Origin of the sequence: Arthrobacter sp. YN (genome assembly GCF_002224285.1) — a bacterium.
GTDB lineage: Bacteria > Actinomycetota > Actinomycetes > Actinomycetales > Micrococcaceae > Arthrobacter.
On the sequence record NZ_CP022436.1, the window covers coordinates 3,452,123 to 3,464,720 of the forward strand.

A 12,598-nucleotide genomic window follows, 5' to 3' on the forward strand; every position below is an offset into this window, starting at 1 on the left:
CGGGCCCCGGGAGCTATAAGCAGCAACGGCCACCAACTACCTGGTGGCCGTTGCTGCGTTAAGCCCCTGTATCCGGTGCCGGGTTTGAATCCGGTGGAAGACCCCTTGAGGTGGCAAAAGCAACACCTTCCAGAAAGGCCTTTGCGCGCTGTGTCTCGGGATACGACTCCACCAGCCTCCAGAAGTCGGCATTGTGCCCCGCCACCAGCAAGTGCGCGAGCTCGTGCACCAGAACATAGTCGATAACCCACTGCGGCATGGACTGAAGCTTGTTGGAAAGCCTGATGGTGCCGTCCGCCGGAGTGGCAGAACCCCATCGTGAATTTTGGTTGCTGACCCAACGGACCGACGTCGGGACGGCCCGCCCGCCCAAATAGGTCCGCGAAAGATGGGCGGCATGCTCCGCGAGGACTTCGTCTGTCGCCGGGCGACGCCTGCCCTGGCTTGACCGCCGCTCGCCCTGCTTCTTCAGCTTGGCCAGCATGCGGTGGACCCACTCCCGTTCCTGGGACTTGGTGAAGCTGGCCGGGATGGCAACAACGGCTTTGCCATCCTCCCAGAAAGCAGCGACCGTCCTGCGCCGTCTGGCTGATCGGCGCACGACCACGGGAGCGCCGTCGTCGGTGACCAGGGGAACGTCAGCATCGGCAGCCGATCGGCGCGCCATCAGAGCTCGGTGCTCTCTGCCAGGACCGCCAGGACCGCTTCACCGTAGCGTTCGAGTTTGGACGGCCCGATTCCCGCCAAGCCGGCCAACTCCTCCAGGGACGATGGCTTGGCCTCGGCGATGGCAGTGAGTGTTGCATCAGTGAAAACAACATAGGCAGGGACATCTGCGGACTTCGCTTCATCCTTGCGCCATTGCCTTAGCGCATCAAAGGTTTGTTCCTCGTAGGACGGCGGGCACTGGTTGCAACGTCCCACCTTGCGTTCGGCACCGCTGGCGAGCATGGTTCCGCACACCCTGCACGACGCCGGTGCGGCGGCTTTCCGGCGTGTGGGACCTGTCTTGCTGCGCGCGTTTGCGGACGCCACTGAGTTGGGTCGGAGTCCGTCAAGGAACCGGGATGGCTTGCGGTTGGCACGGCCACCCGGCGTACGGGCCGTGGACCAGGACAAGTTCAGGTGTTCGCGTGCCCGGGTGATTCCGACGTAGAGCAGTCGTCGCTCCTCATCAACGTCTTCCGGGGTGTCTGCGAAGGAGATAGGCATGAGTCCTTCGCTGAGGCCCACCAGGAACACGGCACCCCATTCAAGTCCTTTGGCCGCGTGAAGGGATGCAAGCGTGACCCCTTGGACGGTGGGTGCGTGCTGGGCTACTGAGCGTTCCTGGAGTTCGTTGACGAATTCGGCCAGCGTGAAAGCCTCGCCGCGGCTGACCGCCAGTTCATCTGCCAAAGCGACCAATGCTGCCAAGGATTCCCACCGTTCACGGAGCGCTCCTCCGTTGTGCGGCGCGGCGTCGGTATAACCAAGCGAGGCAACGATGTCCCGAACGATCTGCCCCAGCGGTTCCTGCGGCCCTCAGCAACCGCCCGGGTTGCGGCGCGCAGTTGGAGGATGGCATCGCGGACTTCCTTGCGGGCGAAGAACCGCTCGCCGCCCCGAAGCTGGTATCCGATGCCCGCTGAAGCGAGTGCCTGTTCATATGCCTCGGACTGGCCGTTGGTGCGGAACAGAATGGCGATCTCGCTGGCCTTGATTCCGGTATCAAGCAGTTCCTGGATCCGGCCCGCCACTACTGCAGCCTCAGCCTCGTCATCCGGGCATTCCATGAAGCGCGGTTCGGGACCGGCCGGCCTCTGGGCCACAAGTTTAAGCGGCGGCGCCCAGGCAGCATCCGCGACGGGCCCACCGCTTCGCCGGGACCCGAGGAGGTCATTGGCCAACTTCACCACTTGCGGGGTGGACCGGTAGTCGCGAATCAGCTTAACGACAGTAGCGTTCGGGAACTGCGCTTTGAACCCCAAGAGGTGCTTGGGTGAGGCACCCGTGAACGAGTAGATTGTCTGGCTGGCATCGCCCACCACGCATAACTCGTCCCGGCCTCCGAGCCACAGATCCAGGAGCCGCTGTTGCAGCGGCGAGACGTCCTGGTACTCGTCCACAACGAAGTGGCGGTACTGTTCCCGGACCGTTGCCGCAACTTTCGGATCCTCTTGGAGGATACCTACTGTGATCAGGAGGACGTCTTCAAAGTCGATGACGTTCCGGTCAGTCTTGATGTCCTCGTATGCCTGGAAAACCCTGGATACCGCTGTGAGGTCAAAACCGCCAGGGGTTCCACGGTCCTGGGCGTTCTCAAGGTAGTTGGCGGGAGTGAGCATGGACACTTTGGCCCACTCGATTTCTGCGGCCAGATCCCTGATGGTTGCGCGGTCGGTGCTGAGCCGAAGCCTGCGGGAAGCCTCCGCGATCATGTTGGCCTTGTGGTCCAGCAGATTCGGCAACGTACCGCCAATCGCCTGAGGCCAGAAGAACTGCAACTGCCTCAGGGCGGCTGCGTGGAACGTACGGGCTTGGACATTCGCCACACCAAGGTCCCGAAGCCTGCTGCGCATCTCCGCTGCGGCTCGCGCCGTAAACGTTACGGCCAGCAACCGCTGCGGACTGTAAACGCCGGAGTGGACCCCGTACGCGATGCGGTGGGTGATGGCACGCGTCTTACCCGTGCCCGCTCCCGCGAGAACACACAGGGGACCCGTCAAGGTACTTGCTACTTCGCGCTGTTCTTCATCCAAGCCGCCGAGGATGCGTTCCTCAAGTGAACCACCGGCGTCGAAAACATCTTCGGTCACGGCTGGAGGTCTTCGATAATGCCGCCATACCAATGTTCAATCAGTGAACGCGCAATGGACAGGCGCGAGGAAATGGTGATCTCGCCGCTGGAAACAGCTGCCTGCAACTCTTCGCGGCTGAACCAGCGCGCCCTGGTGACTTCAATGCCATCCGGCCGGGCAACCGAGTCTTCAGTGGTGGCGGTGAAGCCCAGCATCAGCGAAGCGGGAAATGGCCAGGACTGTGAGCCGAGGTACTGGCATGCCGACACGCGCACACCTACTTCTTCCCCGATTTCCCGGACAACCGCCTGCTCCAGCGATTCTCCAGGTTCCACGAAGCCCGCGAGTGTGGAGTAATTCCTGGCGTCTGTGGGGCCTCCACCGCCGAGAAGAAGTCGGCCGTCCGGACCCACCACCGTGACAATAATCGCGGGATCCGTTCGGGGGTAGTGCTCTGAATTGTCCTTGGGGCACCGGCGCACCCATCCGCCGGCCTCGATGTCCGTGGGATTGCCACACTGCGGGCAGTGCGTGTGCGTCGCGTGCCAGTTGGAGATTGCGCTGGCTTCGATGAACAGCGCAGTATCGCTGGCATCCAATCGCCCAGCGACGTCCCGGAAGCCCGCCCACCGGGCATCGGCAGGCACCGTTGCGGTGCCCGGCACTGGGGGTTCCGCTACCGTAAACAACAGAACAGGAGTGCCTTCAGGCAAGGAAGACGATTCCAACGTGATACCCAGGTAAACAGCCGCGGTTGTACCGTGATCTGCTCCCTGGAGGGCATTCCACAGGGACGTGGCGTCCCCGAACCACAGTCCATCAGCGGTCACGAGTGCCTTGCGCTGGGAAACAACCATGGCCTTGGCCGTGCCGGAAGCCACGAGGTCCTCCACCATGCCGGGCTTAATCCGGACCCCGGAGCCACGATCCACCATGGCAGGGCGCACTGGAAGAACGGTCTCCATCAGGTGGTTGGCCAGCGCCGGTGACTCCGTATAGCTCATGTATCTACCGTACTGATTCGTACCGACAAAAAACATTTGGGAGGGTCCCCCTTGTGGATGCATCCCGCCCGGGCGTCAATCGCCTGCAGAAATGCCCTGTTTTACGGCGGATCTGAAGACTCGCCGCACTGCATCATGGCCACAGGCCCCACTCAATCTACCGTTGAGAAGGTGAGAAGAACACCGCTCGAACTGGCCGCTGTAGCAACCGCGGCGGTGCCTGGCCTGGCGCCGACGGCTACAGCCTTTTCCCCCGACGACGACGCCGACTTCGACTCGGCGTTGCTGCTCGACGCGGATGGCAAACGCTGGCGCGTCCGTTCGCCGCGCCATCCGGAGGCCAGCACCCGGCTGGAAACGGAATTCATGGTGCTGCGCGCCTTTGCTCCGTCCATTCGCGCGGAGCTGCCCTTCCACGTGCCAACCATTGCCGGCACTGTGCGCCAGGGCGACCTCACCACTTTTGTCTACACCCACCTGCACGGCGCAATGCTCTCCATTGAAGAGCTATCGGCCGGGAGTCCCGCCCTTGCCAGGGAGATCGGCTCAGCGCTGGCTGCCATTCATGACCTCCCGTTGACCTTGGTGACCAACGCGGACCTGCCCAGCTACTCTGCCAACGAGTTCCGGCAGCGGAAGCTCAATGAACTGGACCAGGCGGCAACCACCGGCAAGATTCCTGCCACCCTGCTCCGGCGCTGGGAGCACGCCCTTGAAGACGTGGCACTGTGGCGGTTCAATACCTCGGTGGTCCACGGTGACCTCCACGAAGACAACCTCATGGTGCAAGATGACTCCGTGACTGCCCTGACGGGGTGGACCGATCTCCGGATTGGTGATCCGGCCGACGACTTCGCATGGTTGGTGGCATCGAACGAAGCGTCGTTCGTAGAAGCCGTCCTGAACCACTACACCCAGGCACGCCGTGAGACACCCGACGCTCATTTGCTCCGGAGGGCAGCTTTGTTGGCCGAGTTCGCCTTGGCCCAGTACTTGGTCAAGGCCATGGCTGCCGGGCACCAAAGCATGACGGCGGAGGCAGAGTCAATGCTTCAGACACTCTCCGATGACATTGACGAGCAAGCGCGGCGTGACGAAGAAGCAGCGCAGGACGCCGAGGATGAGGCCGCTGAAATCCAAGCTGCCGAAGCGCAGGCCGCCGCCACTGCAGCAAGCCAGAACCCTCCTGTCAGTGTCGTAGCGATTCCCAACGCCGGACCAACGGTTACGGTGGCAGCCATACCCGGGACGTCGGCCACGTCCCCGGAGTACTCTCTGGAGTCGGTGCAGGACGGAACCACTGCCCCGGGATCTACCGCTGACGCAGAGGACACGGAGAAGCCCGTCCAGGCCGGGGGCGGCGACTCCCATGGCATTAACGATCCGGATGACACGTCCACGGCCGCCATCAGCGTGGTCAAGGTGACGCCGCTCCATACAGCCGACCGGTCCTAGCACCAATTGGTCCCCCGCGCCGGTCGGCCCTAGCGTCCCTGACCGCCGGCCTCCAACGCCTTGGCAACGATGTGTTCCAGTTCGTCGGCGGTTCCCAGATCGTGTGGCCGGACCACTGAGTCATCCGCCACGTAATAGAACGCCGCGCTGACCTCTTCGAGGGGCACACCCTGAAGCCGGGCCCAGGCCAGCCGGTAAACGGCCAACTGCACGGCACGCGTCGCCAACTGTTGGCCTGCGGGTCGTCGGCCGGTTTTCCAGTCGATCAACTGCCAGCGGCCGTCCGCGTCGCGGAACACAGCATCGATGCGTCCCCGGACTACGACGTCGCCAATCCTTGTCTCCACAGGCACCTCGACGAAGGCGGGCGCACGTTGGGCCCACTCGGACTTTTTGAACGACGCCACCATCTCGTCCAAGCCGTATGCCTCGTCGATGTGGGAATCCGAGCCCGGGGCCTCATCGAGGTCAAGCATGCCCGTTGTACCGAAGTACTCTTCAACCCACGCATGGAAGGCCGTGCCTTTACGCGCCGAAATACCGGGTTCTCTTGGCACCGGCCTGCGGAGCTGCGAAAGCACTGCAGCCGGGTCCGCGCCGAGGTCCACGAAGAGTGAGGCAGAGATGTGGCTCGGAAGGTGGACGTCCTGGGTGGTCTTGCGCTGCTGTTGACGGTCAAGGAGCAGGTCTGCTTCCTGGGCCCATTTCGCCGCAGGCCCCGTGAGCTCAGAGGCCTGTGTCTGGTACGGTGCGTCGGCGATGAACGCACGGACGGTGGCCGCGGCCTGGTCCATGGCCAGCCTGCGTCCGGGAGCCAGCCTAAGACGGGCGCCCGTCCGGGGATCGGACGGGCCTTCAAGGGGATCGTAGGGGAACCCTGCAACTTCAAGTGTGGTCGTCAGTGGGCTTTCCTCAGGGAGTGCTTCCTCGGCCACGGATTCGGGATGAACCACCGCCGAACCTGTCCGGCCCGCGGGCGACCCAGTACCTTCTCCTGCGGCAACTCCCGCAACTCCAGCAAGAGGCGCCAAGTCGGAGAGGAAGGCGGACATACCGGCCATTCCGGAGCGCGAACCGTTCCAAGCAGCACTGGACGCCCATAAGACGAACTTTGCCCGGGTGTAGGCCACATAAGCCAGCCGTCGCTCCTCGGCCTCACCGTGATGCTGGACCTCGGCCTTGAAATCCTTCTCCGCGTCCAGCCATCCCTTTTGGTCTGGCTGGTCCAGGTCCCACTGCGGGAGGTCGGCGCGGTCGCCCCGCAACGGCCAAGGCAGCGCCGCAGCCCCACTGCTCCATCGTGAATCCCTGGTGCTGGGGAATGATCCGGCATTGAGGCCAGGGACGAAGACGACGTCCCACTCCAGCCCCTTCGAGGCGTGAACCGTCAGCAATTGCACAGCTTCCCGGTTGGTCTCCACAGGGGCCAGATCCAATCCGCCTTCTTCGGAGGCCGCTGCCTCCAACCACGACAAGAAGGCCAGCAGATCAATCCGTTGGGATGTCTGCAGGAATCCGGCCGCGGCATCCTGGAACGCATCCAGGTTCCGGCGTGCCTGGTGGATGCTGATTCCAGGCTTGGCGGCAACCTCGATATCCAGGAGCATGGCGCGTTCAACCTCACCAAGGAGCGTTGTGAGGTCATCCCCGATGTAGCTCCGGAGGGAACGAAGTTCCGAGGCAAGACGGGTCAGTCGTTCCAGGGCTGCGGGACTCAGGGTGCGACCATGCCCGGACGTCCAGCCGGGCTTGGGCAGGAAGTCAAGGGCCTCCACCAGGCTGGAGGCATCGGTGATGTCACTTTCAACCACCACCGCGGCCGGTTCCTCGTTGGCATCCATGGGTTCGAAAGCCGTGCCCGGATTTGACCGGCGGCGAGCGAGGAAACGCGACCAGTCATTGAAGGCCATCAGGTCTGCCGGGCCAATACGCCATCGGGCCCCGGCCAGCAGCCTCATCAGGGCATCGGACCGCCCGGGATCAGCCAACACCCGCAAGGTGGCCACCAGGTCCACGATTTCCGGAGTGTCCAACAGGCCGCCAAGACCGACGATCTCGTAGGCGATACCCTGCAGCTCGAATTCCCGGCGGAGGCACTCCATCTGTGCCCGCCTCCGGCACAGGACAGCCACGGTCGGCTTGACGGGCGTCCCGTCCTTCTCTTCCTCGAAGACTGTCCGTTTGTAGCGACGGACATCACGGGCAATGACGGCAGCTTCATCCTCATCCGTGCTGAAACGACCGATCACCACACTTCCATCCACCGCCGCCGGACTCGGGGCCAGCGCCGGGACTGAGACGTTGCCGGCTGTGTCCCTGTCCCCTGCCGGGCCGTCCGTGGCCGCAGCATTGTTCAGCGGCGCGGCGATGGTGTTGGCTGCCTCAAGGATGTTCCTGCCGTTCCGCCAGGCGGTGGTCAGGTATGAGGTCGGAGCCACAGAATAAGTCTCTGCGCCACCGGTGGTGTCCGTGTGCAGGACCGGGAACTCCTGTACAAAGTGGAAGAGCTGCCCGGCAGAGGCACCCCGGAATCCATAAATCGACTGGTTGGGGTCCCCTACCGCTGTCACGGCGTGACCTTGGCCGAAGAGGCGTGAGAAGAGCACCAGCTGGGCATGGGAGGTGTCCTGGAATTCGTCCAGGAGAACCACCTTGTACCGGGCCCGCTCCGTGGAGGCTGCGAGCGGAATGTCGCTGGCGATCCGGGCAGCAAGGGCCACGAGGTCCCCAAAATCAAGGACTCCGCGTTGCCGCTTTGCTTCCTGGTAGCGCACCACCATGTCTGCCACGCTGGCGCGGGTCCGGAGCATGGCGGCCAATGATGCTGCTGCCTGGGTAGGGTTTTTGCTGGCACCAGCTATATAGGGAAGCTGCTCGAAGGTCTCCACGCGCTCCAACACCCAGTTGCGTACTGAGCCAGGATCCTGAAGGTGTTCGGCGCACTCCCCCGCCAGCTGGATGACGGCGTTGACCAAAGTGGACTTGGCCGCAGTGAAATGCTCGTAGTCGCCGTCGTATGCCTCTACTACTTCGCTGGCCAGCTGCCAGGACTGTGCCCCACCCAGCAGGACGACGTCGCGCTCTATGCCCAGCCGCAGCCCATAATCGGTCACTATGCCGCTTGCATAGGAGTGGTAGGTGGAAACCTTGGGTTCGAGGTCGTCAGCCCCCAGGAGCCCCTCCGGGAACCCGATGCTGCCATCGTCCTCTGCCGCGATGCGCTGGAGGGTGGCCAGTTTGCTTCTGATCCGGCTGGCCAGTTCGCCGGCAGCTTTACGCGTGAACGTCACGCCAAGCACTTCCTCCGGACGGACCCACCCATTGGCAACGAGCCACACCACTCTGTCCGCCATGGTGGCTGTCTTACCGGAGCCAGCGCCGGCGATCACCAGCCGGGGTGACAGCGAAGAGGCAATGATGTCCGACTGTTCGGCAGTGGGACGGTTCTTCTCGCCAAGGATGCCGGCCAGCTCAGACGGAGAAAACCGGGGTTCGGGAACATGTGTGCCGCCACGGGTGCCGGGCAGCGCGGCGGCAAATCCGTCCAGGAGCTCTGTTGTCATTCGGTGACCTGCTTTCCTCTGGCGCACAACGGGCAAACATCCGGGAGGCGGCACCCATGGCCGCCATGCCCGCTCTTGCCGGGATCGTGCCGTGCTTCGAATGAGGCCCCTGCCATTAAGGCAGCAGCGTCGTTGACCAGCTCCTCCGCCCAGTTCACGGAAGGATCCAGGGGATCCTGCTGCTGCACTGCAGGCGTCTTTGTCTTGGTTCCAAGGTGGGCCAGCACCGCGCCGCCAGGTGCGAAACCAGCAGCGCCGGTGCGGGTCCCGGCGTCGAGCGCTTCTTCGCCCCTCCCAGCGTCCTGGAAGGCACCTTTGAGCACCGCGGCCTGATAGGCACCCAATTGCGGGTGCCTGGCAACTTCGGCCTTGCCCGGTTGACGCTTGCCGGTCTTAAGGTCCACCACCACAAGCCGGCCCTGGGAATCAACCTCCAAGCGGTCCACTTGACCCCGGAGCACGGCCTGCCGGGTGGCAACCGCTTCGGGATAGGCCGGGTCCGGGGCCTCGAGACTGACTTCGGGAAGCTCTACTTCGAAGTCGTGCTCTACGGCCAGCAGGCTCCTTCCCTCGCTGCGCATGATGAGGATGTACTGGGCCAATTTGCGCACCATCTGTTCTGCGCGTTGGAAGTCGAGCTTCCCTTCCCAGTTATCCTTCATGCCCAAGGTTGGCCACCGGCGGACGAGTTCAGCCACATATTCTGATCCCGAGGCCTCGGGCAGTTCCTGGGCAATGCTGTGGACCAACGTGCCGAGGCTTCGCGCGAAATCAGTGGCGGCCTCACCACCAGCAGCCTGGACAAACCAGTCCAGCGGTGACTTATGGACAGCTTCAACCTTGGATGGCGAAACGGAGACTACACCCCCTGGAGGGACAACAGGCTCCCTGGAACTCAGCGGCGCCAAACCCCACCATGTGTCCGGGTGGGCCCCCGGAACGGGTGGATCCGTGCTGGCAAGCCGGGCCAGTATCCGCGCTGCTTCCTGCCCTGCGGCGGTACCGCCGACGCCGTCGGCAACGGACTCCTCCGACTGCGCGTGCTGCCTCAGCTCCGCGACAAGCGCCCTGAGTGTCATGGGCCGGTCCACGGGAGTGTAGTCGCGTTTGTACTGGCCTGACTCCAACGATGCAACGTAGTCCAGGAACGCTGAGGGTTGGTCGTCTTCAGAGGAGACGGCCGTGCATATCAAGACTTCACGGGCCCGGGAAACCGCCGTTGAGAAACTCCTGAGTTCGTCATAGCGGATATCGCGGAGCTTGCTCAGTGGTCCCCGCCGCACCGCGTAGTCCACTCCATGCTCCACGGCGTCGGCGTAGACGGTGCTGCCAAGCAGTTCACCACGCAGGCGGGTATTCGGCCAGACGCCCTCCTGGAGACCGGCGACTATCACCACGGGCCATTCCCGTCCCGCTGCGCTGGCCGGCGTCATGATCTCCACGCACGCCTCAAGCTGGGCACGTGCCGCAAGCGTGTCCATGGGAAGTTCCTGGTTCAATAGATAGTCCAGGAACTGCTCGGGACCCGATCCGGGCAGTTGGTCTACAAAGCGTTCGGCCGTATGGAACAGGGCCATCATGGCGTCGAGGTCGCGGTCCGCACGTGCGCCGGCGTTGCCACCCTCCAGCGCCATGTCCGCCCAGCGCGACGACAAACCGGTGGCCTGCCACAAAGCCCATAAAACTGACTCCGCGTTGGCGCCGGGCTCGGCAGCGGCTGTGGAACCTGCCGCGATCATGCGGGCAAGACGGCGGGCCGCGCTGCCTTCAATTCCCAGCGACGCCAGCGCTCCGGGTTCCAGCAGCGCTTCCACCAGCAGGGCATCGCTGGATCTGCCGCCTCCACCCAGGAGTTCCTCGCGCCTGAGTGACTGCCTGAGCCTTCGCAGTTCGATGGCGGTGGCTCCGCCGATGCGCGATGTCAGCAGCGAAACAGCGCTTTCGGGCGTCAACTTGGCCGGGTCCAGGACAATGGCGAAGGCCTCCAGCAGAGGACGCACAGCTACTTCGTCCCGAACAGCCGAGTCTGCCACTGGAACGCGCACCGGAATGCCCTGGCCGCTCAGGTAGCGCTGCATCTGTGAAATTTGGCCACCGTTCCGCACAATCACGGCGATGTCACTGAACTCCCGTTGCTCCCTCAGCTGGGCTTCCAGAATCCGCTGGGCTACGTAGCGCAGCTCATGCACCGCGGACGGCAGCACATGCCCTTCCACCCTGCCATCACGAGCCGGCGACTTTCCGGCAGTGTCCGGACCTGTCGGTTGCTCAAGCCGTCTGGCCAGCTGACCGCCGGAACGCTGGGATATACGTGCCGCGACGCGCGTCCAGGCCTCGGCTACCACAGGCAGGTGCCGGTGGGTGAACCACAAAGGACGTTCAGTGACCGAGCCCTGCGGGCCTCCCAACAGTGAAGGCAACTCGGCCACAAGGTCAGGACGGGCACCGCGGAAGCCCTGCACTACGGTATCCGGGGAGTAAGTGACCACGACGTCCTTGCCCTCCGATATATCGGCGAGAAGTTCAAAAATCGCAGGATTGGATTCCTGGGCGTCGTCCACCAGGATCAGCTGGAGGCGTTCACGTTCCGCGGCCAGGAATGCCGGCGAATCCTGGAAGATCTGGCGCGCCGTAGTGATGATTCCTGCGGGGTCAAACGCCTCGGGCATGCGGAGGTCCAGGACGTCCCGGTATTCGCTGTACAGCTCCGCTGCGGCCATCCAATCGGGACGTCCGCACTCGTAGGCGAGCCCCACCAGATCCTCAGCTGTTCGGCCGGACTCAATGATGCGGTCGAACAACTGGCGGATCTCGTGGCGGAAGCCCCGGGTGGGAAGGGCCGCACTGAGATCCTCCGGCCAGGGCAGCTGGAAACCGGGCCGTGCATGGCCTTCGAGGAGTTCTTTGATGATGAGGTCCTGCTCGGGACCTGAGAGGAGCTTTGGGGGCCTGGCCAAGGGTATGACGCCCTCGGCCTTGGCCCGCCGAATGACGTCGAAGGCATACGATGCCCAGGTGCGTGCCGGCGTCGTACTGAGGCTGCGGTCCAGCCGTCCGGTGAAGGTGTCGCGCAAAGCTGCGGCGGCGTGGCGACCGGGGGCGAGTATGAGGATCTGCTCCGAATTCAGTCCATCTTCACGGACGCGGCGCACTGCGGATTCCACGAGCACCGTTGACTTGCCCGTGCCGGGCCCCCCGGGCACAAGAACGGGGCCGCTCCCCTGCCGGAGGGAAACGACCGCATGCTGGTCGGGGGACAAAACGGGTGCCGCATAGTGGGTCTCGCGCGGAGGCAGCAGGCGAAGAGCGGCCGGTGCTTGGCGGGTTTTGGCAGGAGTGGCGGTCACACAGTCATTTCATCATCGGGCACCGACAATTTATGGAGTTGACGCTCCAACTGGTCAGAGATCACATCAAGTTGATCGAAGTCGGCGTCCGAAGGCGCCCATCGCGCCGCTGTCAGGTCAACCCGCCAACGGCCTTCACCCGTCCTGAGGAAGGCCTCGTAGGCACCATGCAGCGGGGTGGATTCCTGCAGGTAATGCATCAAGGCATCCACCTCGTGACCGGGAGGCGCTTCCCCGCTGGCCCGCAGGACGCGCCACCAGGCCACGGAGCTGCCGTAGTGGCTCATGACTGCGCCGACCTGACGCGGTCCGCCGGCACCCAGGAGCTCTGCGACGTCGCCGTAGGAGACCGCCGAACCTGGTGGTACGAGGTCCACGACGCCAAGAACCGCCGTCACATACTCCATCCGCATGTGTTCAGCGTAACGGCAGGAGTGTCGCGCCCAAAG

The 12,598-nt window shown here is 63.8% G+C and carries 6 protein-coding genes and 1 pseudogene; 1 reads left to right on the top strand and 6 read right to left on the bottom strand.

What is annotated here, in order from left to right:
- Window positions 1–58: 58 nt before the first annotated feature.
- The 3 genes and pseudogenes from CGK93_RS15790 to nudC form a co-directional block, all read right to left on the bottom strand.
- Window positions 59–667, bottom strand: coding sequence for a M48 metallopeptidase family protein (locus tag CGK93_RS15790; RefSeq protein WP_089595644.1), 609 nt, complete (start codon window positions 665–667; stop codon window positions 59–61).
- Window positions 667–2,798 (bottom strand): annotated as a pseudogene (locus CGK93_RS15795) (ATP-dependent DNA helicase UvrD2). Before CGK93_RS15795 ends, CGK93_RS15790 begins: the two are co-directional and overlap by 1 nt.
- A complete protein-coding gene (gene nudC / locus CGK93_RS15800) occupies window positions 2,795–3,784 on the bottom strand; it encodes an NAD(+) diphosphatase (RefSeq protein WP_089595645.1) in 990 nt (329 codons plus the stop codon). Before nudC ends, CGK93_RS15795 begins: the two are co-directional and overlap by 4 nt.
- Before the next feature lie 171 nt (window positions 3,785–3,955).
- Here nudC and CGK93_RS15805 point away from each other — a divergent pair, with 171 nt between their 5' ends.
- Window positions 3,956–5,239: a macrolide 2'-phosphotransferase gene (locus CGK93_RS15805; protein WP_232481353.1), complete on the top strand. Its 1,284-nt coding sequence runs from the start codon at window positions 3,956–3,958 to the stop codon at window positions 5,237–5,239.
- Between the two features lie 29 nt (window positions 5,240–5,268).
- On the opposite strand, the gene CGK93_RS15810 is transcribed toward CGK93_RS15805, so the two are convergent.
- From CGK93_RS15810 to CGK93_RS15820, 3 genes are read right to left on the bottom strand one after another with little or no spacing between them, the layout of a single operon-like run.
- The gene (locus tag CGK93_RS15810) at window positions 5,269–8,802 is read right to left on the bottom strand and encodes an ATP-dependent helicase (protein WP_089595647.1); all 3,534 of its coding nucleotides are present in this window, start codon (window positions 8,800–8,802) and stop codon (window positions 5,269–5,271) included.
- Window positions 8,799–12,149, bottom strand: coding sequence for an ATP-dependent helicase (locus CGK93_RS15815; RefSeq protein ID WP_089595648.1), 3,351 nt, complete (start codon window positions 12,147–12,149; stop codon window positions 8,799–8,801). The genes CGK93_RS15810 and CGK93_RS15815 overlap by 4 nt, the downstream gene beginning before the upstream one ends.
- A complete protein-coding gene (locus CGK93_RS15820) occupies window positions 12,146–12,562 on the bottom strand; it encodes an MGMT family protein (RefSeq protein ID WP_089595649.1) in 417 nt (138 codons plus the stop codon). The genes CGK93_RS15815 and CGK93_RS15820 overlap by 4 nt, the downstream gene beginning before the upstream one ends.
- Between the last annotated feature and the right edge of the window lie 36 nt (window positions 12,563–12,598).

Excerpts from the sequence above, each read along its gene's own strand:
- CGK93_RS15790 (WP_089595644.1), bottom strand. The coding sequence starts at position 667 with ATGGCGCGCCGATCGGCTGCCGATGCTGACGTTCCCCTGGTCACCGAC.
- nudC (WP_089595645.1), bottom strand. The coding sequence starts at position 3,784 with ATGAGCTATACGGAGTCACCGGCGCTGGCCAACCACCTGATGGAGACC.
- CGK93_RS15810 (WP_089595647.1), bottom strand. The coding sequence starts at position 8,802 with ATGACAACAGAGCTCCTGGACGGATTTGCCGCCGCGCTGCCCGGCACC.
- CGK93_RS15820 (WP_089595649.1), bottom strand. The coding sequence starts at position 12,562 with ATGCGGATGGAGTATGTGACGGCGGTTCTTGGCGTCGTGGACCTCGTA.